Origin of the sequence: Streptomyces sp. NPDC048383, from assembly GCF_040651775.1 — a bacterium.
Lineage (GTDB): Bacteria > Actinomycetota > Actinomycetes > Streptomycetales > Streptomycetaceae > Streptomyces.
Map to the genome: position 1 here is coordinate 73,505 of NZ_JBEZKS010000016.1, position 21,408 is coordinate 94,912.

A 21,408-nucleotide genomic window follows, 5' to 3' on the forward strand; every position below is an offset into this window, starting at 1 on the left:
AACGCTTGAGAGCGCTCTCGAAAGCGCTCTTCCCCCCCCTGTGATCGAGGTGCTGTGTCGTGCGAGCCTCCCTCTCCAGACCTGCAGCGGCTACGTTCCTGGCGATCGCCCTGACCGCCGTCGGCCTGGGTTCCGCCGCTTCTCCCGCGTCCGCCGCCACCATCCCCGCGGGTTCGGGCAGTTACACCGACATCCGACCTGCCGGCAGGTCCGGTCCTACGACGAACACCGGTGCTCCCGTCACACCGAAACTCACCGAGGCGGCGCGGGACAAGCCGGTTCCGACCAACGACTGGTGGACCTCGCTCGCCTATCAGCGCTATGGGGACAATCCGTACTCCACTCCTATGTACGGTCACCCCCTCACGTATCAGGCCAAGGCTTCTGGGCTGGAGGTCGGCTACCCGACGACGCCCGCGATCGTCGGTGACGGCCGGCAGTACGAGTACGCCCACAAGGCCGACCTGACCGTCGGTCTCACCGGTCTGAACTCTCCCGACACCAAGGCCGACGCCTGGTCGGACTGGACGGTCACCCCGTACTGGGCGGACGGCTCCCGTACCTTCCGGGCCACCATCGGACACGGCATGCCGTTCGTGTACGCCAAGGGCTCCGGCGGTGACGCCCGCATCACGACCGCCTCCATGCCCACCGTCTTCGCGGACGACGGCAACGTCCTCGGCATCACGGTCGCCGGTCATCACTACGCCCTCTTCGCCCCGACCGGTGCCGACTGGAACGTGTCCGGAACCGCGATCACCGCCGGACTCGCGGGCAAGGACTACTTCTCGCTCGCCGTCCTGCCCTCCACGGACGCGCTGGCGACCTACCGCAAGTACGCGTTCAGCTTCGTCACCGGCTCCCAGGTGGCCTGGCAGAGCGTCGGCGGCGTCGTCCGGGCGACCTACACCCTGACCACGGAGGCCAAGGAGGGCACCGAGCGCGGTACGCTCCAGGCCCTCTACCGCCACCAGTGGCTGCACACCACCGATGCGCTGACCCCGTACACGTACGTCTCACCGCGCGGCACCATGAAGGTGCGCGAGTCCGTTTCCTTCGCCACCAGCCAGAAGAACAACGGCGTGGTGCCCGCCCTGCCCGCCTCCAGTGGGGTCGACCGGGCCCGGCTGACCGGCTACCTCAACGAGGTTGCCAACGCCGCCGATCCGTTCTCCGGGGCCACCGACACCTACTGGACCGGTAAGGCGCTCGGTCGGCTCGCCCAGCTGGTGCCCGTGGCCGACCAGATCGGTCAGACCGCGACCCGCGACAAGCTCCTCGGCCTGATGAAGGGCCGGCTCCAGGAGTGGTTCACGGCGGGTGGGCCGAGCGAGTTCAGCTACGACAAGGACTGGAAGACCCTCATCGGGTACCCGGCCTCGTACGGCAGTGACGCCGAACTCAACGACCATCATTTCCACTACAGCTACTACGTCTACGCGGCGGCGATCGTCGCCCAGTACGATTCGGCCTGGGCAGCGGACTCGGCTTGGGGATCGATGATCAAGCACCTGATCCGAGACGCGGCCAACCCGAGCCGCACCGATTCGGCGTACCCCTTCCTGCGTGGTTTCGACGTGTACGCGGGCCACAGCTGGGCCTCCGGCCACCAGGGCTTCGCGGCGGGAAACAACCAGGAGTCCTCCTCGGAGTCCATCAACCTCAGCGCCGGCCTCGTCCTCTGGGGCGCGGCGACCGGCGACACCTCGCTGCGCGACCTCGGTAGCTACTTGCTGACGACGGAGTCCGAGGCCATCACCCAGTACTGGTTCGACGCGAACGAACAGGTCTTCCCCGCCCTGTACAAGTACGGCACGGTCGGCATGGTCTGGGGCAGCGGTGCCTCCTACTCCACCTGGTGGACCGCCAACCCGGAGGAGATCCACGGCATCAACGTCCTCCCCGTGACCGGAGGATCACTCCACCTGGCCCGTGAGAAGGCCGCCATCACCCGGAACATCGCCGAGATGGAACGCGAGAACGGCGGCCCGGCCCAGCAGTGGCGCGACCTGCTCTGGGAGTTCGAAGCACTGACCGATCCGGCTGCGGCCAAGGCCAAGTGGGACGGTGCGAACGGCGACTACACCCCCGAGGAGGGTGAGTCCAAAGCCCACACCTACCACTGGATCAACACCCTCAACACCCTTGGCGCACCGGCGATGACAGTCAGCGCCGACCTGCCCACAGCCGCCGTCTTCGCCAAGAACGGAACCCGCACCTACACCGCGCACAACCACGGCTCCACCACTCGCACGGTGACCTTCTCCGACGGCAAGACCCTCTCGGTACCGGCCCGCTCGACGGCCACGGGCACCGGCCCCGACACCGGAAACCCGGACCCGGAGGAGCCGGAGGAGCCGGGGCCGTCGACCGGAAACACCTTCCGCCTCAAGACCGGCGGCATCCTCACCGCCGCCACCACCGACCCGGCCGGCACGGACAGCGTGGCCTCGGCCGACGGCGTGAACCGGGACGGCACTCCGTACAAGCCGACCGTCTACGAGGCGAAGCAGCTCAACGGCCCGCTCGCCCCCGGGGCGGCCACCTCGTTCCGTCTCCGGGTGGACGCGGGCACCAGGGTGGCGCTCGCTCCGCAGGTCCGGGTCAGCTACGACCTCACCGGTGACGGTACCTTCGAGCGCACCGAAACCTACCGCTACTTCGCGACCGACCCGGTCGCCGGTTGGGAGGAGTACACGCAGGCCGTTGGCGTGCAGGCCATCACCGGCAGCCTGGGTGAACTCAAGAACGGCACCGTCCGCCTGGAGATCTGGAACGCACTGGGCAACGGCCCGTCCCAGGTGCAGACGGGCACCGACGCGGCCGTGTTGAAGATCCCCTATGTGTGAGCCTGTTGGCGTGTGATCCACCGGGTGGATGAACAAGACATGGAGGCACGAACGGTGCGGCGGGTCTCTGGCTCCTCGGGGCGGGGACCCGCCGCACCCGTACGTCAGGGTCCAGGCTCAGCTTGTCGTTCAACCCGTGACCTCGAACGGTGTTTCGTACTTGGTCCCTCACCTGGGGATTCACCGGACGTGAGGTCGGCCTCCGCCTGATTCTGTGCTCCGACCAAGGAGTGCACGTGAATCAGCCGGAGGCCGTGCAGATGAGTCTGCTGGGTGGGAAGCCGGAGGGTGAGGCGTTTGAGACGCTGTCACGTCCGGGCGGAGCTGTACGCGTCGATGACGGGACGGGCGGACACCCTGTTCGAGCTGGCGGACGCGCTGTTGTGCAGTGACGGTCCGGTTCGGACGCTGGTTGATCTCGCGCTCGCTCCCGAACACCGCCGTGGACACCGAGCTCTCTACGGTGCTCTCAACCGGGGCCGCCTGGATGTGTCCCGGCTGCGGCGGTCCCTGGCCGGGACGCCGTTGCCGAAGGCGGCAGATGGCCGTCTTGTCCTGGCCGTCGACGTCAGTCCGTGGCTGCGGCCGGACGCCGCGACCTCACCGGACCGCCGAAGTAGTCGAGCGCCTGATCGCCGCCGGCCACTGGGCTCCGGGTGACCACGACATCCTGGTCGTGCTGGACACCGGATACGACGCGCCCCGCATCGCCCACTTCCTGAACGATCTGCCCGTTGAAGTCCTTGGACGGACACGCTCCGACCGCGTGATGCGTCGGCCGACCCCGCCCCGTGTCTATGACCCCAAGGGCGGACGACCGCCCAAGCACGGAGGCGAGTTCGTCTTCGGCGACCCTGCCACCTGGGGCGCCGAGCAGGCGGTCACCGTCACGGACACCCTACGCTACGGCAGAGCGACAGCGCGGGCTTGGGACCGTCCCCACTCGCGGCTGACCCGCAGGGCCGCCTGGCTCGGCCACGACGGTGAACTGCCCGTGATCTCTGGCACCGTCATCCGACTCGAAGTCGAGCACCTGCCATCCGGCGGCGCTCCGAAGCCGATCTGGCTGTGGTGTCACGAGTGGACGCCACCACAGCGGACGTGGACCGCTGCCGGCACGCTTTCCTGCGGCGGTTCGACATCGAGCACACCTTCCGAATGATCAAACAGACCATGGGCTGGACGAAGCCGAAGGTTCGCGAACCGGAGGCCGCCGACCGACGGACCTGGCTGGTCATCGCGGCGCACACCCAGCTCCGTCTCGCGCGCCCGCTCGCCCTCGACCTACGAAGGCCCTGGGAGCGACCGGCCGACCCGAACAAGCTGGCCCCGGCCCGAGTCCGCCGCGGGTTCCGGAACCTCCAAGCGCGGCTGCCCTCGCCAGCCGCTGTTCCCAAACCCTCCAGCCCAGGCCCCGGTCGGCCGCCCGGCTCGAAGAACCAACAGCCGCCAACACGCCACGACGTTGGTCTCGAACTCGTCACCGGGCAGCCCTACCGTCGGCCCGCCCACCACAAGACAGGCACCAAACCCCGGAGGGTCAGCTGAACAGTCAGGTCAAGGCGTCGACGGCCGAGCAGCAACGGCATCGATCCCAGACGCACGCAGCTTGCGAGCCAGGAACTCCATCTCGGGCATCGTGCCTGAGTGGGTTCCCGCAACGACCTCGCTCAGCACGGACTTGACGTCAGCCAGACCAATACCGAGTTCTGCCCGCAGAACGCGCATGATCGCAGCGTTCCTTGCCGAGGGATCTACCTGAAGGTGCGCTGGTGGTCCACACTCGGAGAGCAGTTGGCTCCGCAGTGCGGCTGGCAGGTCATCACCGCACGAAGCCACCGCAACCCCGCAGGCTGGACACCTGGACTCCGTGTCCCAGCGCAAGGAGCCGCTCACAAGGGCTTGGACACCCCAGCATTCCAACTCCGCACCACAGTCCTGGCACCGAGCCGAGTACCTGATGGACTCAACGACCGTCTGTTCCATCCCCACCCCTTCAAGGAGATGAGGTTAAACGACAAGCGCAGAACCTGTTCCGGATCCACTGAGCCGGTCCGAGTCGGCAGCCGACACATAGGCCGGAGCGCTCCTGAACACCCTGCTGCTGATCAATGATCCTGGTCCTGGAGCCCATTTGGCCGTGGACGGTTCGCCGTGACTGCGGCCGCATCCGTTGCGCCCGGACTCACCACGTCGAGGCCGGACCTTGAACGACAAGGTCAGGACGAGGCCCGCCGGACCAGCGTGGTCGGCGTGATCACCGAGTCCGATGCCACGCCGTTCCCCGTACGGTCGAGGATGCGCAGCAGCAGCCGGGCCATCAGTCGCCCCTGGCCCTCGATGTCCTGGCGGACGGTGGTCAGCGGCGGGTCGGTCTCCTTGGCCACCGGATCCATGTCGTCGAACCCGACGATCGCCACCTCCTCCGGCACCGTGATCCCGCGCTCGCGCAGGACCCGCAGTGCCCCCGACGCCATCAGGTCGTTCGCGATGAACACCGCGTCCAGGTCGGGCCGCCGTTCCAGCAGCTCCGCCATCGCCCGGGCCCCGCTCTCCACGGTGAAGGCGCCCTCGGCGACGAGCGTCGGATCCATGTCCATCAGCACGTCCCGGTAGCCATCGAGGCGGTCCATCGCCGAGGTCTGGTCGGGCGGCCCGCCGATGTGCGCGATGCGCTCCCGCCCGAGGTCGCGCAGGTGCTGCACGGCCAACCGGGCCCCACCGCGGTTGTCGGCGTCGACGTACGGAACGGCCCGTTCACCGGCATCGGCGGTCCAGCCGGGCCGGCCCCCGAACACGGTCGGAACGCCCGCTCGCCGTGTGATCGCGGGCAGTGGGTCGTCCGTGTGCAAGGAGAAGGCGAGCGCACCGTCCACGTGCCCGCCGGACAGGTACCTGGTGATCCGGTCGAAGTCCGCCGGCCCCTCCACCAACAGCAGTACGAGCTGGGTGTCGTGGGCGGTCAGCTCCTTGCTGATCCCCCGGATCTGCTGGGAGAAGAAGGGGTCCGAGAAGATCCGCGCCTCCGGCTCCGCGATGACGACGGCCACCGCGCCCGTCCGCCGCGTCACCAACGTCCGGGCCGCGTGATTGGGGACGTAGCCGAGCTCCTCGACCGCCCGAACCACCTTGTCGACCAGCGGTTTGCGGACCCCGTCACCCCCGTTGACGACCCGCGAGGCGGTGGCCCGGGAGACCCCCGCACGTGCCGCGACGGCTTCCAGAGTGGGGCGGGACCCGGGGGACTGCTCGGGCAAGGCGGTCGCTCCTCGTCGGCGGGGGCGGCGATGCACACGGTGGTGCGGACTTGTGCCGCCGCCGGATCGCGTACAGCCTAGCGCCGGGACGGACCGACGACTGAGAGCCTTCCAGATGGAGTTCCAGCTCACCGGGCCGGGCACTGCCGGGCGAACGGGCCCGGCACGTCGCAACGAAGTCGGCATGGGACGGAGGGGGCCGTCCGGCGGTAGAGGGCCAATGCCCTGTCCGGCGGGGCGAGGTAGAGGCCGACCACCGCGGCGGGCGGGCGGCTCCCCGCGAGGATGGTTTCCACCGCTTCGGGTGGGGGGACCGTACGGTCTGGTGAGGAAGTACTGACGAGGGAGACGGTAGGGAGGCGCCGACGGTGGTGATGCGGTCCGAGGCGGGCGGCGTGGCAGGTTGGTGTGTTTGGGGTCCCGGGCCGAGCCGGCCCGCAATCCTGTGAACGGTGTCCCGGAGCGGGTGCGTCCCGTAGCGGTGACGATCTTCAAGTGGCAGGCTTCCACACCGGGTTCCCGCAGCGGGGCCGGTTCCCGGCGATGGCTGAAACAGACCCCAGTGGCGTGCGGCCGGTCCGCCGCGGCCGTTCCACTCGGGAGGTGAGGGGCGCTGGCGCCCCTCAGGAGGGCCGATACCAGCTGATGACGACGTATCCGTCTGCGCCGCCGAGGCCGCCGGACCCGTCCGTACCGGCCCCGTTGCCGCCGCGCTGTCCGGACCGGGCACCGGTGCCCTTCTCGAAGCCGACCCCGCCGCCTCCACCGCCTCCGCCACCACCTCGGCCACCACGGAGTCCGCCTTCTTTCCGCTGGTCGCCACGTAGACGACCGACCTGCCGCCGCCTTCCGCGCCGCCGCCGGGTGCGGGCTCGTTGCCGTCCCCGCCGCGCCGACCGGCGCTCCCGCCGCCTCCCACCCGTACACCGATTTCTCCGACGTTCCCGTCGTGTTCGATGGTGCACACCGCGATCCCGGCCGCGCCGCCGCCATCTTTCGGCCGGGCGGGCCGCTACCCCGCCTGCTTGATGCAGGTCCGGTCCCTCGCCGGCAGCTTGCCGGTGGCCAGGTACCGGTTGACCTGGTCGTCCACGCACGCGTTGCCGTAGCGCCCGAAGAGGGCGTGTCGATTGGCACCCTCGAGGGTGACCATCCTGGAGCTCGGCAGCTGCTTGTGCAGCTCGACGCTTCCCTTGTACGTCGTACGCGGGTCACCGGTGGCGGCGACGATCAGTGCAGGGGCATCGCGCCGCACCCGGGTGGGCTCTTCGCGCGGCGAGTCCCAGAAGGCGCACGGGTTGATGTTGTTGGTCAGAGCGCCGAACAGCGGGTGCGCGGTGCGGTTGCGCTCGATGTCCCGCCAGTAGAGCTCGGGATCGCGCGCGGCGGCCACGTCCCCGCAGATGACGGCGGACTGCGCGCCGGTGGGCTCGCCCTCACCGCGCAGCACGTACCGGAGCTCCGGGACGAGCATCGGCGGTACCGTCGTCGGCCGGCCCTCCGCGGCTTTGGCCAGTACGGAAAGCAGCTCGCCGAACGACGCCCGCGCCGGGGCGGTGTCGTCCGCGATGCCCGAGAAGAGGAGGAGCGGCACCTGGCTGTCGTCGATCCGGAAGGCATCGGCGCCGGCGCCGATGGTCAGCGGACCGCGTGCGGTCGCCGCGACGATGCGGTCGACGGCGGCGAGCACCTCGGCGCGGCTGCGGCCGAGGCCGTAGGTGTCGTGGTGCTCGGCGGCCCAGGCGGCCCAGTCGGACAGCGCCTTCTCGTTCTCGCGCTCGGTGCCCTTCAGCAGTCGGGGGCGGTAGTCGCTCGGGTTGATCGCCCCGTCCAGCACCATCCGGTCGTGCCGGCCGGGGAACATCTGCGTGTAGACCGTGCCCAGGTAGGTGCCGTACGAGTAGCCCAGGAAGGAGATCTTCCGCTCGCCGAGCGCGCTGCGGATGACATCCATGTCGCGGGCCGTGTTGCGGGTGGTGATGTGGGGGAGCACCGCGGCGTCGGTGGCCCGGCACTTGTCGGCGAGGCTCTTCTGCAGGGCGACCTGGCGCTCGAAGCCCGCCCGGCCGGTGCCGGCGGACAGCCAGGTCATGCCGACGGGCAAGCCGCAGTCCAGCGCGGTGCTGCGCCCGATGAAGCGCGGGTCGAAGCCGACGATGTCGTAGCGCGCGCCGACCTCCTTCATCGACGTGCGGGCCTGCGGCGGGGACTGGAGCGCGGGACCGCCCGGACCGCCGTTGTTGAGGAGGATCGCGCCGATGCGGTGGCGGGTGTCGGTGGCCTTGAGTCGGGAGATCGCCACGGTGATCGTGCGCCCCCGGGGGTCGGCGTAGTCCAGGGGCACGGTCACGTCCGCGCACTGCACGCCTGCCTGGTCCAGATCACGGCCCGTGGTGTCGTCGGGGCCCTTGACGCAGCTGCCCCAGCCGAGGTGCTGGCGGTAGTACCGGTCCAGTCCGGCCCCGGAGCTGTCCTGGGCGGGGGTCTCGGCGGCCGTGGCCAGGGCGGGGGAGGACGTGAGGCAGGCGGCGAGGGTGAGGCCCACGGCCAAGGCGCGGCGTGCGGTGGGGCTGACAGTGGTCACGGGGTCTCCTTGAGCGTCGTCCGCTTCGTGTGATCGCATGCCCCGAGGCTAGGAACCCGCCCTGGTACGGCACATCGCCCCAGGGCACGAGGACCCAGGTCCCGTCCGCCCCTGGTCCGGGACCTGCGGCCCGGTCCGGTCTCCTCCTCCGGGAGGAGACCGTCGGCGGGGCTGCGCTGAGGGCCCGTCCCGGCCACGCGCCTGCCGCAAGGGGAGATCGCCGCACTGGCATGCTGTCAGGAGGTCTTCGCCTCCAGAATCGAGACGACCCTGTGTCTGCTTCCCAGATCTTCTTGCTCCTCGCATCGGTCTTCACCGCCGCGGGGTCGGTCATCGGCCTCGTCGCCTCTCTCAAAATCCGACGCGTCCGGTTCCTGCTGAGGGAGGGCAGTACCGCGCGGGGCGTGGTGACCCGTCTTGAGGAGACCCGGATCGCGCCGGCCTCGGATGCCGGTAGCACCACCCGGAGCGTCGGAACCACCGTGTACTACCCGGTCATCGCTTGGAGCACGGGCGACGGCCGCGCGATGGAAACCAGGACGAACATCGCTCGACCCAAGGACAGGACCCTCCCCGTCGGTGCCCGCGTCGAGGTCCGATACGACGAGGCAGACCCGTCACGGTGGACCCTCCAGGCCGAGGGCACCGCCTTTTGGTGGCTGTTCAGCGCACTGGGCGCGCTGTTCATCGCGATCGGGCTGGGGTTCGCCCTGGGGAGCCTGTTGTAAGGGGCCTTGAGGTGCGAAACGTTCGCGAAACACCCGGGTCCGTACCCCTGGAGTCATGAAGCATCTCTACGGCTCAAGTCCAGCGACTGAGGCTTTGAGGGTGGGTCGGTGGGCTCGCCCTCGAGCCATTAGGTGTCGGCCGGCTGCCCGCGAGCGTGATGGCCAGAGCGAGTCCCGACGCCTTGTCATCCGACCTCGACGCTCCGAGATCTCCGAGTCAGGCTCAGGCGCCGCAGAATTCGGCTTCGACGAGCCGCTGTTCGTGGATGTTCCAGTCGCCGTTGAAGTTCAGCGACAGCACGTGTTCTCCGTCTGCCGTCGCCATGGTCTGCGAGATGGAGCCCTGCATGCCGCCGTTGTGCCCCCATACCTCGGTACCGCACGACAACGTCAGCCTCATCAGTCCCAGGCCGTAGGAGAAGGTCGGCATGTTCTTGATCGAGACGGTCGTCATCATCTCCTTCAGCTGAGGCTCCTCCAGGAGCCGACCGGAGAACAGGGCTCGGTAGAACCGGTTGAGGTCTTGGGTGTTGGAAATCATCTCTCCGGCGGCGCCCGCGAAGGAGGGGTTGAGTTCGGTGACGTCGTAGATCGCGCTGTTCGGCTCTCCCGGCCCGGCGAGTTCCCCGGTCAGCTTCGAGTAGGCGCGTCCGCTGGGTCCGGGTACGCGGGCGCGGGTGCCCGGCAGACTGGTGGAGTCCAGGTGCAGGGGGTTCAGGACGCGCTGCTCGATCTCGTGGGCGTAGGAGTGGCCGGTTGCCTTTTGGATCACCATGGAGGCGATGACGTAGTTGGTGTCGGAGTAGCTCCAGTCGTCGCCGGGGGCAAAGGTGGGCCGGTGTGTCATGGCGAACCGGACGATCTGGCGCGGAGTCCACGTGTCGTAGCGGTGCTTGAGGAAGTCGGTGCCGAACTCCTTGCGCTTGAAGTCCTCGTCGTCGGTGTAGCTGTAGATGCCGCTGGTGTGGTTGAGGACCTGCCGTAGCTTGATCTTGTTGCCGTCGTGCCCGTTGCCCTGCACCATGCCCGGCAGCCAGTGGTCCACCGTGTCGTCCAGGCTCAGCTTCCCTTCCCCCTCCAACTGGAGCATCACCGTGGCCACGAAAGTCTTGGTGATCGAGCCGACCCGGAAGCGGTCATCGGCCTGCGGCTTGCGGCCGGTTGCGAGATCCGCTGTGCCCGCGTGTGCCGCCCAGGTGTCGTGCCCCTGCTCGGCGAGCACGATGCCCCCCGGCGCCCCGTCCCGGACGACCGAGTCCAGGGCCGCCCGGGTGGCCGCGTGGCCGCCTCGTGCCGACGAAGCGTCCGCGGCGCCGGCAGCCGACGCCGGCAGGGTGAGACCGGCGCTCATCACGACCGTGGCGACCGCCCCGACGACAGCGACCCGCAGGCTGCGCTCCCCGCGGCCGCGGCCACCCGTCGTGGACGTACGCGACCCGTTGGCTGCGTGTCCGTGCTCGCACACGAAGAACTCCTGTCGTTGGTGGGTGACGACCTGATCTGAACCCAGTATTTTCGATCAAGGTCCCGACCCGGGATACCGCCAACCACCCGCTTGAAGGTGGGGTTACCCCCCGTCAGCTGGGTGGACGACCGGGGTTTGGCTCTGTCACGGGGTGTGGAGGAGTCGCGCGGGGTGCCGGGCACGACCATCTGCCCGATCTCGATGACCTGGTCGTTGATGGAGTTCAGCCAGGAGATGCCCTTCTTCTTCGCCAAGTCGGCACTGACGCTGGTCGGCGGACGGCACGTGGAACGGGATCCTGCGTGCCGTCCAGGGCGACGCCGACCTCGCCGGCCGGATCGACTGGAGCATGGTCAGCGTCGACTCAACGTCCTGCCGTGCCCACCAGCACGCGGCCGGCGCCCGCAAGAGGAAGCCACACGTCCCGGAAAAGGGACAACGCCCCGGCATCACCGCCCCGACGAAGGACTCGGACGGCCCCGGGGCGGCCTGACCTGCAAGATCCACCTCGCGGGAGAAAGCGGATGCCGACCGATGGCCTTCCTGGTCACGCCCCGCCGGTGGGGCGACGCACCGCAGATGACCGCGGTCCTCGAAGGCGTAAGCGTTCCCCGTCCGCAGGGCGGTCACCCCCGCACCCGGCCGGACCACCTCGGCGGCCACAAGGCATACAGCTCACGCCGAAACCGCCGTTACCTGCGAAGACGCCGGATCAAGCACACCATTCCCGAGCCGAAGGGCCGGCGAGCCAACCGCAAACGGCGCTGCAGCAAGGGCAGCCGGCCCACCGGCTTCGACAGCGGGATCTACAAACGCCGCAACGAGGTCGAGCGCACGATCAACCGGCTCAAGAACTCCCGGGCCGTCGCCACCCCCTACGACAAGGGGGCCTACGTCTACCACGGCACCGTCACCACCGCAGTGATCCGGCTTTGGCTCCGCCCGTGAGACGCGCCCTGCACTTGGCTGCGCCCTGAACTCCTGGCCACCAGCAGTGTCGTCCCATACAGTGCTGAAGACATGACGGCACTTGCATCCTTCACCTTCGTGCGCCACATCGACGGGCTCCGCTACCACTTCGAACGCGACGGCGAGCACAACGGCCGCCCCGCCTACCGCCGAACGGACGGGAACGTGCGGTGCGTCTGGTCGCCGACCGACGGCTGGCACTGCGAGATCGCTGACGGCCTCGTCACTGCCCATCCCCTCAACAGCCACGCTGACGAACCCGAGCCCCCTGCCACCGTCTGGCGCAGCTTCAAGAACGACCGCTCCTACCTCTACGACCTCCGGACCCGCGCCCCTGAAGCATGATCCGCCGGACAGTGCCTGGCCCTCGCGCCATTTGTGTGGGGGTGCGACGACTGCGTTGGCAGCCAAGGTCTCTACTGACCTTGTTCCGGTGAGGCATCCGTCGATGATGTCGCCGCGGTTTTGGATCTGGCGGAGGCCTCGTCTGAGTTGGTGCATGAGGTGGTCGGGGTCGGTGAAGGCGGTGTTCGCCTGGCTGGTCCGGCGGAGGATGGACCAGATTCCTTCCACCGGGTTGAGGTCGGGTGCGTAGGGCGGCAGGCGGTGGGCACTGATCCAGTCGTGTGCGTCGATCAAGGCCCGCATGCGTCGGTCCTTGTGGACGTTGAGGTTGTCCCATACGAGGACGATCGGTCCGCCGAGCTGTTGGTGGGTGGCGATGAGTAGGTCGCGGTACTCGGTCCAGGCGAAGCTCTTGCGGCCGCCGCTCTCGTGGTCGGCATGCCGTTTGGGCCGGTAGACGAGGCGGGAGCGTTCGCCGGGTTTGTAGCAGCACATTGCCGCGAAGGAGAAGCGGCGCTGGGAGCGTCCGCGGACCCGGATGACCGGTGTGCTGCCGCGTCTAGCCCAGGTGCGGGAGGTCGGCGGCGTCATCGAGAATTCGGCTTCGTCCTCGAAAAAGAGGATCCAAGCCCCGAGCGCCGCCGCGGTGCTTCCACGTGCGACCACACGTCTTACACCCAGCCGGCCACCGCCGCCTCGTCCCGCTCGACGGCGCGTCGGGCCGGAACCTGATGGCTCCAGCCGTGCCTTCGGAGCATCTGGGAAATGCCCGACAGCGTCATGGACTTGTGGAACCGCCGGCCGATCAACGTCTTGATCCGGGACAGCGTCCATCTCTGATCAGACCAGCCATGCGCGACCGGACCCTTCGCCAGCTCCTCCTCGAGCACGGCGAACAGCGTGTCACTCAGCTTCGTACGGGACGCCGGGCCTTGAGAACGGACCCCGTCCTGGCCGGCCTCAACCCAAGCACGACACCACCGCTGAACCGATCGGACGCTGACCCGTAACTCCTTCGCGGTCTCCGTACTGCCCCGACCTTCGGCGAACATCGCAACGATCACCGATCGTCAGCCCCTACGACAAGACAACTTCAAGGTCAGTAATGGAGATGACGTGGCAGTGGTGGAGGAGTCGGTCGAGGACGGCGGTGGCGAGGACCTCGTCGCCAAACACCAGTCCCCATTCACTGACGGTCTTCCTCTGGGTGTTGGCGTGCGCTGCGGACGATGTGGGACCAGGTGCCTGCGGTGCCGCCGTGTTGTTGGGCGAGTTGGCCGGCGAGTCGGACTGCGGGGGTTTCGGGGTTGGCCGTGATCGCTGCGCGGGCTTGGTCGAGTCGGGGGTCGCCGTCGTAGGGGTAGCGGCGGTCCGTTTTGGGTGTGCCGGTGGGGCGGCCGCCTCCGCGTTCGCGGTGTTCCGCGTAGGTCCAGATGTCGCCGCGTCGGTACTTTCGTTTGATGGTGCCCTTGCCGGTGGTTCGCTCTTCGACTGGTTGGGGCCAGTGTTTCGGTGGGGCGGAGGGGTAGCTCGTGATGCTGGTGGGGGTCATGCCGAGGACGCGGGCGGCGTCGGAGAGTGAGATGAGGTCCTCGGCGTTGCCGCTGCGGTCGACGTTCGTGCGCCAGCGTTGGTTGGCTTTGTAGGCCTGGTACCAGGTGTCCCAGGTGGTGGGGTTCCAGTACATGGTGTTGCCGATGGTCTTGTCGGGGTCGGGGTGTTGGTTGGTTTTCCGCTCACGCCAGAATCGTGCGAGGGTGCTGAGGCCCAGGCCGGTACGGGCCTGCAGGTCCTCGCGGCTTTCCAGTCCGGTGACGTCGGTGTGGTGCTGGTACCACTGGTGCCAGTCGTCGGCGTCCCAAACGAGTGCGCGGTCGATGGTGCCGGCGGGTTCGGGGTGGGCGTTGTGGTCGCGTTCGCGGTACAGCTTCTCCAGGTGGGAGATGCTGATCCGGTAGGTGTCGGCGAGTTCCCTCCTGTTCAGTACGCGGCGTCCGTCCAGGGTGGTCATGGGGGTGTCCTCCGTGATCTGTGCATCGCGCGGCAGGGCCTCGTCCGTCATCGTCGGCTCCGCCCCCTCGCGGTGGTTGTGTGGCCGGCGTGCTCGGGCGGGAGCATCCCGCCGGGCTCGATCGGCTTCGTGGCCGGCGCGGTGTCGTTGTCCTCGATCTTCGAAGCCTGGCGCGGAGCGTCGTGCGCCCGCTCGTCGGCGAGCGGGATGGACCTGCTGCCCCCGGTGCCGGGGAACGGGTCGTCCTGAAAGCGGCTGGTCAGAGCGGGTCGGTTCCGGTCGAATGGCCGGCGTGGAGCGTCGCGAGGTCGTCGAGGGCTGAGGTCGTGTCGCGCTCCGCGTCGTCTACCATCGTGTGTAGTGCCTTCCTGGATATGGGCTTGTTGAAGGGCCTGGGGCCAGGGAGACACAGGACGGCCGGTACTACTGCTATTGGACCGGCCGTCCGCCTGATCTTCCGCGGGTCATGCGGCTGCGCGAACGAGTTTCAACCTCTCGATTTCGCTAATCTTGCCTTATTTTTCGTCTGTGTCCAGTCGGTCATCCGATTCGCGGCGGCAGACCGTGCGCCAGCCGGCGACTTCCCAGGGCGGCACGGATCGTCTCGGGGGAGAGGGCGTCGAGTGCGGACCGCCGCTGCGCGGCCGTACTGTGCGGAAGCTCCGTGGGCACCACCACCCGGCGCCGCGCATGGCCCACCTGCTCGGCGACCTGCCGGCGCAGGTCCTGGGCCGGCTCCGCTCGGAATGGGTGATGCGTCGGCCGGCGCCGAGCCGTGCGGAGTTCGCCGCGGCGAACCCGGCCGGGGCCGGCCGCCCAAGCACGGCGGGGAGTTCGTCTTCGGCGACCCCGCCACCTGGGGCAACGAGCAGGCGGTCACCACCACCGTGGCCCGCCGCTACGGCACAGCCGTCGCCCGGGCCTGGGACCGGCTTCACCCGAGGCTGACCCGCCGGGCGGCCTGGCTGGAGCACGACGGACCGCTGCCGGTCATTGAGGGCACCGTGATCCACCTGGCCGTCGAGAAGCTGTCCCGCAGCGGGGTGAACCGCCCGGTCTGGCTGTGGTGGTCACGCACCGGCGCCGCTCCGACCGACGTGGACCGCTGCTGGCAGGTGTTCCTCCGGCGCTTCGACCTAAGACGTCATCTCATTTGGCCAGTCGGCGGTAGCAGCTGAGGGTGCGGGCGAGGCTGGTGAAGGCGAGGAAGTGCTCGGCCTTGCGGTCGTAGCGGCGGTGGAGTCGTCGGCAGCCGGCGAGCCAGGACATGGTCCTTTCGACGACCCATCTGTGGCGGCCGAGCCGTTGTGAGGTCTCGATGCCTCTGCGGGCGATGCGGTGCTTGATGCCGCGTCCGCGTAACCATCGTCGCAGGTGGGCGTAGTCGTAGCCGTTGTCCGCGTGGAGCTTGCCGGGCTTGCGTCGTCGGCGTCCGCGGCGTGAGCGGATGGGGGGTATGCCGCGGACGAGGGGCTCGAGGGCCTGGCTGTCGTGCAGGTTGGCGCCGGAGATTGCGACGGACAGGGGCAGACCGGTCCGCTCGGTGATCAAGTGGCTCTTCGAGCCGAACTTGCCCCGATCGACAGGATTCGGACCTGTCAGATCCCCCTTTTCAAGGCCCTCATGTTCACCGAGTCGATCGCGCAGCGGGACCAGTCGAGCTCACCGCGGGCGCCGAGTTCGTCGAGGACCAGGCGGTGGAGCTTGGCCCACACCCGGGCTTTGCTCCACTCGGAGAACCGCCGGTGGGCTGTCGCCCCCGAGGGGCCGAACGACGCCGTGGGCAGCTGCTGCCAGGTACAACCCGACGTGGCCACGAACACGATCGCGGCCAGTACTTCACGGTCGCCGTGCCGGCGCCGCCCACCGCCCTGAGGCCGCGACGGCGCCTCCGGCACCACCCGCTGGAACAGCACCCACAACTCGTCCGGCACCAGCCGCTCAACGATCCCCACCATGACCAACAGCCTACCCGCGAACGCCAAATGAGATGATTTCTTGGTGATCAGGGTAAAGGTGCCGAGCAGCAGCTGGATCGCGGTCATCGGTCCTCCTCCCGGGAGCCGGCCCTGACGGACACCGAGGGACTGGAGGCGGGAGCGGATGGTGCATCGGATGCTCGCCATGACCCCGCTGCTGCGGCGTCGCGAGGACGTCAGCGGAGAGTCCGTCCTGCCGTGGGACGACCGCAACGAACGTGTCGTGCGGGTACGCACGCACTGAACCGGTGGTCGGATATGTCCACATGCCAAGACTGGTACGGACCACGGTGCCCGGAGTGGCCTTGGGTGGGCTCCGTCAGGCTGTTGGAATGATCACGCGAAGTACGCGCGGCAAGTGAATCGGGAGAACCTTTTGAAAGCCCCAGCACTGAGCGCAGGCCGTAGGCCGTCCGGATCGGCTGAAACGACCCGCTTCTGCGCCGTCGCGGCAGCGGTCGACCCCGCTGCCCTCGGCGCGCTGCTCGACGAGCGGCGTCGGCAACTGGCGCGACGGCCCGACGTCGAGGACGTGTTCGCGCGCGCGGCCGAGGTAGCGCGGGTCTACGCCCGGTGGTTCGAGGCCCAGGGCCACACCTGTCCGCTGCCCGGCCAGATCGCCGCGGCCCGGAGCAAGGGCCTGCCCTCGATCATGCCGACCATCGACACGCTGCTGTACGCGGAGCTGACCACCGGCGTACTGATGGGCGCCCAGGACGCAGACGCCATCGACGGCGAACTGCGCTTCGACTGGGCGCGCGAGGGCGAGTCCTTCACCGGGTTCCGCTCCACCGTCACCTGTGTCCGCGACGAGCCCGTGGTACGGGACGCGACGGCGATCGTGGCCTCGGTGCTCCAAGGCCCCGATCGCCGCACCAGCGTCACCAAGAGCTCCCGGCACCTGGTCTACACGGTGTACGACGCCCCCGGGCTGCCCGTCGAGGCGTTCGACGCGGGGGTGGGCGTGCTGCGCGAACTCCTCACGGCGGCCGGCTCCGAGCCCGAGGTACTGGAGGTGCTCCTGTGACCGGTTTCAGCGCGGCCGAGTGCGAGCGGCTCTCCCAGGACCCGCTGCCCAGCCGCCACCAGCGCCGCATCCTCATATCCGCCGGCCCGGACGGCGCCGGACCGGCCGGCCTCCAGCGGGCCGCGGCCCGCTGGCAGCGCCAGTACGTCGGCGGGGTCTACGTCCGCGTACCGGGCGACGCCGCCCGACAGAGCGCCACCGTCGCCGAGTTCACGGCCGCCGGGTGCACCCTGCAGGCCATCCACTTCTACCGGCCCGCGGACGTTCCCACGCTGTCCTTACTGGCAGGGCGCATCGACGCGCTGCCCCTGGACGCGGAGTTCGACCCGCTCCGGGCGGCGGAGCTGGTGCTGCTCGGAGCGACCGACGTGGTCGGCCCCTACCCGCAGCGGGACATGGACGCGGCACGTTCCGCGGCCGCGTACGTCAACAGCCGGCTCGGCGAGGACGCCCTGGCGCTACCCCTGTTGACCCGGGTGCCGGGAACCATGGTCACGGCCGGGGGGCCGGAGGGGCCCGCGGCCCCGGGCCGGGCCGCGCTGGAGGACCACTTCGCCGACTCGGCGCGGGCCCTGGCGGCCGAGGCCGAGAGCCGACTGGAGGTCTTCGACGCGCTGGACCACCTGCCGGGCGGCGGGGACGCCCTGTCCTTCTCGGCGGCCCTCGCCGACGAATGACCGGGCGCACCACCGACCACACCGTTTGAAGCGTCACCAGCGATCCGGGGGGAACCGAGATGCGCACCATGACCACCGCCACCACTACGACGACCCTGCGCGCCGTACTCGAATTCGACGTGGCCGACTACGTCCGCCACGCCCGCGCCGAGGGCCGCGACCACCTCGACCCCGAACTGCGCGCCTGGATGGCCGAGGCCTACGAGGACATCGTCGTCCTTCTCGCCCTGGACCGCGACCGGCTCACCCGCCAGGAGCGGGCCGTGCTCCGCTTCGCCGAGCTCGTCTTCCAGGCGGAATGGAAACTGGCTCTCCCCGGCGGCGAGAGCCCCCAGGAGGTCGCCGCCCGCGGCGGCGGCCCCTTGGACCGGCGCGGCAAGCGCTACCAGCCCTACGGCAACGTCCGTTTTCTCAACCACGTCCTCGGCACCCGCGCCCACGCCCCCGACGGCGCCGTCGAGCGGGCCTGCTGGCAGGCGATCCGCGCCACCGCCGCAGGCTGGCGGGCGTACGAACAGCGCACCGTCGAGGGCACCGAGAAGTGGGCCCAGGACGCCCTGCCCAGCGCCGCGCAGCTCACGGAGCGCATTGCACGGCTCGGCTCGCTGGTCTCGCTGACCGCCGGGCGCGCTCCCGCGCTGCGGCCCGCCTCCGCCGAACCGCCCCGCCACTGGCAGGATTACCTGCTCCCGCACGGCCGCGCCGACATCCTGGAGCACCTGGCCGTCCTCCCGCAAACCACCCAGCACGACGAGGTCACCTTCATACGGGTGATCCACCTCGTCGAGGCCACCACCTGGGGCGTGCTCGCCCGGGTGATGTCCGCCGCCGAATGGCTGCGTGCCGGGCAGTGGGAGTACGCCACCGAGTGCCTGGAACGCGCCGCGACCATGGCCGCCGCGCAGACCGAGGCGCTGCTCGTGATGCGCAGGACCATGCCCGTCGAGCACTTCCACGGCTTCCGGGAGGCCACCGGCGACGCCAGCGCCGTTCAAGCCTTTCCCACCCAGCTGCTCCACATCCACCTGCTCGGAGTACACCCCGAGAAGGTCGAGGCACTCGGCGAGGCCACCGAGAACTCCTACGTACTGATGCACCAGAACCCGGACTTCGAGCCGTTGCGGGACCTGCTGCGCTGGGTGCCCGACGAGGAGTCCGGACAGCGGGTACTGGACGCGGCCTACCGCCTCGACCAGGAACTCTTCGCCTGGCGGAAGGTCCACTACGGGGTGGCGTTGCGCTACCTCTCACCGGAGGCCACCGGCTCGGGCGGCACCTCCGGCGCCCCGTACCTGCGCGGTTTCTACCAGGACCGGCTGTTCGACGCCGACCGCACGCTGCTGCCGCAGCACCGCGCGGCGGGGACGGCCGTGCTCGACCCCTGGATCCGGGCCCGCTCCGCGCTGTCCCCCTTCAACTGACCGGAAGGGAACCACCGTTCGGCCGGGGAGGCGTATCGTGCGGGATCACTCCTCGTACGCCTCCCCGATGCGCCGGATCGCCTCCGAGATGCTCGACCGCCCCAAGGCCGTGTACCCGAGGACCAGACCGGGCAGGGCGGTGCCCGGCCGGTCGTAGAACACGCGGCTGCCCTTGACCAGGACGGACCGCCGCAGCGCCCGGGCCACCAGCCGCTCCTCGTCCGCGCTCTCCGGCAGCGTCGCGAACACGTGCAGCCCGGCGACCGGACCCACCAGCGTCGCGGCCGGCAGGTACCGCTCCACGGCCTGCATCAGGGCCCCGTGCTGCGCCCGGTAGCGCGTCCGCATCCTGCGCAGGTGACCGTCGAGCAGGCCGCTGCGCAGGAAGTCCGCGAACGCCAGCTGCATCAGTCCGTCGCCGCCCAGGTCTCGCCTGACCCGGACCATCTCCATCAGCCGCGTCAGCTCGGGCGGCAGCACCAGCCACCCCAGCCGCAGACCGGGCGCGAGGAGCTTGCTCGCCGTACCGGCGTAGATGACCCGCTCGGGGCTCACGGGCTGCATCGCGAGGTGGCGGCCTCGGTGGTCCAGCCACAGCCCGCCGTCGTAGTCGTCCTCGATGATCCAGCCGCCGGTGTCCTGCGCCCAGCGCACCAGCTCCTGCTTGCGCTGCTGGGACATGGGGATGCCCAGGGGGAACTGGTGCGAGGGCGTGACCAGCACGGCCCGCACCCCGCTGGCGTAGAGCGGTTCGATCTCCACGCCCTCCGCCCCCACCGGCACCGCCACCGTCCGGATGCCGTTCTCCTCGATGAACTGGCGCTGCCGGTCGTGGCTCGGGTCCTCGACCGCCAGCCGGTCCACGCCCAGTTCGACCAGGGCCGCGCAGATCAGCCCCAGACCGTGCGCGAACCCGCCCGTCACCATGGTGTTGTCGGGGTGCCCCAGCACACCGCGCACCCGGCCGAGGTAGGAGATCAGCTCCGTGCGCAGCTGGTCGACACCGAGCAGCGGCGGATAGCCGAGCCCCTGATAGCGGGCCGACTCCACCGCCCGCTGGTAGGAACTCGTCCACTCGCGGTGCGGGAAGGTCGCCGCGTTCGGCGTACCCGGCAGCAGGTTGAACCGGGCCGGGGGCACCGCCCGGTCCACCAGCACCACCGGCTTCCTGATCCGGTTGTCGGCATGGGCCGCCACCCGCGTCCCCGACCCGCGCACCGACTCCAGCAGCCCCTCCCCGGTGAGCTTCTCGTACGCCTCCACCACCACGCTCCGGGACACCTGGAGGTCCTGGGCGAGTTGACGGCTGGACGGCAGCCGGGAATGGGGCGCCAGCCGGCCCTGTTCCACCTGGCGGCGCAGCTGGTCCGCGATCTGGGCGCCCAGTGGCTCGGGTCCGTCACGACGGACCTCTAGTACGACGTGCCACGTCATGGAATCCCCCTGCTCAAGCGTGTGTTGCGTCAGCCGCGAACTTACAGGTGGATTGCGATTGGTCCGGTTCCGAGCCGTTCAACTGGTCTGGTGTGCTGTTACCCGGATTCGCAGACTGTGTTCTTGTGACAGCCCGCGAACTGACGACGACCTGGCCGGACCTGCTCCATTCCCTGGTGGACGGGCGGGACCTGCCGGTGGCCGAAACCTCCTGGGCCAGGGAACAGGTGATGACCGGCGGGGCGACCTCCGACCCACTGGTTTCGCTGCGCGTCGCGTCGCGGGGCAAGGGAGGCCGCCGAGGTGCGCGGCTTCGTGGACGCGATGCGCGCCCACGCCGTGCCCCCTGGACGTGCGGCCCCACCGTCGACGTGGTCGGCACCGGCGGCGACCGTGCCCGTACGGTCAACATCTCCACCATGGCCGCAGTCGTGGCCGCCGCGGCCGGGGCGCGCGTCGTCAAGCACGGCAACCGGGCCGCGCAGGCCGCCGTATGGGACCCACGGGTGGCCGGTCTCCCCTTCACCGAGTGGATCGGGGGTCGGCTGGAACGGGCTGCCGAGGCCGTCGACTCCGGCGCGGCCACCACCCTGACCGGGCGCTGGGCCGAGGTCTCGGCCAAGTTCGCGCCCTGACCCTGCGACCCCGTTCCCGAACCCGTA

The 21,408-nt window shown here is 69.6% G+C and carries 13 protein-coding genes and 6 pseudogenes; 10 read left to right on the forward strand and 9 right to left on the reverse strand.

All coding sequences use genetic code 11. From position 1 onward, the window contains the following. The first annotated feature begins 59 nt into the window (after window positions 1–59). The gene (locus AB0D46_RS14160) at window positions 60–2,849 is read left to right on the forward strand and encodes a glycosyl hydrolase (RefSeq protein ID WP_362877585.1); all 2,790 of its coding nucleotides are present in this window, start codon (window positions 60–62) and stop codon (window positions 2,847–2,849) included. A gap of 336 nt (window positions 2,850–3,185) precedes the next feature. Then, a pseudogene (locus tag AB0D46_RS14165) lies at window positions 3,186–4,397 on the forward strand (transposase). Window positions 4,398–5,068: 671 nt separating this feature from the next. On the opposite strand, the gene AB0D46_RS14170 reads toward AB0D46_RS14165, so the two are convergent. Next, entirely contained in the window at window positions 5,069–6,106 is a 1,038-nt protein-coding gene (locus AB0D46_RS14170; RefSeq protein ID WP_362877586.1) for a LacI family DNA-binding transcriptional regulator, read from the reverse strand. A gap of 1,012 nt (window positions 6,107–7,118) precedes the next feature. Beyond that, complete coding sequence (locus AB0D46_RS14175) at window positions 7,119–8,690, reverse strand: alpha/beta hydrolase (protein ID WP_362877587.1); 1,572 nt, start codon at window positions 8,688–8,690, stop codon at window positions 7,119–7,121. A 272-nt stretch (window positions 8,691–8,962) separates the two neighbouring features. On the opposite strand from AB0D46_RS14175, the gene AB0D46_RS14180 reads away from it, so the two are divergent. Then, complete coding sequence (locus AB0D46_RS14180) at window positions 8,963–9,418, forward strand: DUF3592 domain-containing protein (RefSeq protein WP_362877588.1); 456 nt, start codon at window positions 8,963–8,965, stop codon at window positions 9,416–9,418. Between the two features lie 223 nt (window positions 9,419–9,641). Here the strand turns inward: AB0D46_RS14180 and AB0D46_RS14185 are convergent, their stop codons facing one another. Continuing rightward, window positions 9,642–10,883 (reverse strand): serine hydrolase domain-containing protein, encoded by a 1,242-nt coding sequence (locus AB0D46_RS14185; RefSeq protein WP_362877589.1) that lies wholly within the window; start codon window positions 10,881–10,883, stop codon window positions 9,642–9,644. Between the two features lie 256 nt (window positions 10,884–11,139). Between AB0D46_RS14185 and AB0D46_RS14190 the strand changes: the two are divergent. Both AB0D46_RS14190 and AB0D46_RS14195 read left to right on the forward strand, forming a co-directional pair. Beyond that, window positions 11,140–11,831: pseudogene (locus tag AB0D46_RS14190) on the forward strand (IS5 family transposase); the annotation flags it as partial. Between the two features lie 72 nt (window positions 11,832–11,903). Then, the gene (locus AB0D46_RS14195) at window positions 11,904–12,197 is read left to right on the forward strand and encodes a hypothetical protein (protein WP_362877590.1); all 294 of its coding nucleotides are present in this window, start codon (window positions 11,904–11,906) and stop codon (window positions 12,195–12,197) included. An 81-nt stretch (window positions 12,198–12,278) separates the two neighbouring features. Here the strand turns inward: AB0D46_RS14195 and AB0D46_RS14200 are convergent. The 4 genes and pseudogenes from AB0D46_RS14200 to AB0D46_RS14215 all read right to left on the reverse strand — a co-directional run. Continuing rightward, window positions 12,279–12,788: pseudogene (locus AB0D46_RS14200) on the reverse strand (transposase); the annotation flags it as partial. Further along, window positions 12,785–13,249: pseudogene (locus AB0D46_RS14205) on the reverse strand (winged helix-turn-helix domain-containing protein). The pseudogenes AB0D46_RS14200 and AB0D46_RS14205, both read right to left, overlap by 4 nt. A 52-nt stretch (window positions 13,250–13,301) precedes the next feature. Next, a pseudogene (locus tag AB0D46_RS14210) lies at window positions 13,302–13,397 on the reverse strand (ATP-binding protein); the annotation flags it as partial. Then, the gene (locus AB0D46_RS14215; RefSeq protein WP_362877591.1) at window positions 13,384–14,259 is read right to left on the reverse strand and encodes a hypothetical protein; all 876 of its coding nucleotides are present in this window, start codon (window positions 14,257–14,259) and stop codon (window positions 13,384–13,386) included. The pseudogene AB0D46_RS14210 and the gene AB0D46_RS14215, both read right to left, overlap by 14 nt. 624 nt (window positions 14,260–14,883) lie before the next feature. On the opposite strand from AB0D46_RS14215, the pseudogene AB0D46_RS14220 reads away from it, so the two are divergent. Next, window positions 14,884–15,347, forward strand: a pseudogene (locus AB0D46_RS14220) (transposase); the annotation flags it as partial. A 10-nt stretch (window positions 15,348–15,357) separates the two neighbouring features. Here AB0D46_RS14220 and AB0D46_RS14225 read toward each other — a convergent pair. Beyond that, window positions 15,358–16,166 (reverse strand): IS5 family transposase gene (locus AB0D46_RS14225; protein ID WP_362877633.1). Its coding sequence is split into 2 segments (ribosomal slippage): window positions 15,358–15,819 and window positions 15,822–16,166, totalling 807 coding nucleotides; the frame shifts between segments, so codons are not numbered across the junction. Between the two features lie 397 nt (window positions 16,167–16,563). Between AB0D46_RS14225 and AB0D46_RS14230 the strand changes: the two genes are divergently transcribed. From AB0D46_RS14230 to AB0D46_RS14240, 3 genes are read left to right on the forward strand one after another with little or no spacing between them, the layout of a single operon-like run. Then, complete coding sequence (locus AB0D46_RS14230; RefSeq protein WP_362877592.1) at window positions 16,564–17,214, forward strand: phenylalanine--tRNA ligase beta subunit-related protein; 651 nt, start codon at window positions 16,564–16,566, stop codon at window positions 17,212–17,214. Further along, the gene (locus tag AB0D46_RS14235; RefSeq protein ID WP_362877593.1) at window positions 17,211–17,891 is read left to right on the forward strand and encodes a hypothetical protein; all 681 of its coding nucleotides are present in this window, start codon (window positions 17,211–17,213) and stop codon (window positions 17,889–17,891) included. Before AB0D46_RS14230 ends, AB0D46_RS14235 begins: the two co-directional genes overlap by 4 nt. A gap of 59 nt (window positions 17,892–17,950) precedes the next feature. After that, entirely contained in the window at window positions 17,951–19,312 is a 1,362-nt protein-coding gene (locus AB0D46_RS14240; RefSeq protein WP_362877594.1) for a hypothetical protein, read from the forward strand. Between the two features lie 45 nt (window positions 19,313–19,357). Here AB0D46_RS14240 and AB0D46_RS14245 read toward each other — a convergent pair whose 3' ends face one another. Further along, window positions 19,358–20,746 (reverse strand): PLP-dependent aminotransferase family protein, encoded by a 1,389-nt coding sequence (locus AB0D46_RS14245; protein WP_362877595.1) that lies wholly within the window; start codon window positions 20,744–20,746, stop codon window positions 19,358–19,360. A 125-nt stretch (window positions 20,747–20,871) separates the two neighbouring features. On the opposite strand from AB0D46_RS14245, the gene AB0D46_RS14250 reads away from it, so the two are divergent. Further along, a complete protein-coding gene (locus AB0D46_RS14250) occupies window positions 20,872–21,381 on the forward strand; it encodes a hypothetical protein (protein ID WP_362877596.1) in 510 nt (169 codons plus the stop codon). Window positions 21,382–21,408 lie beyond the last annotated feature (27 nt).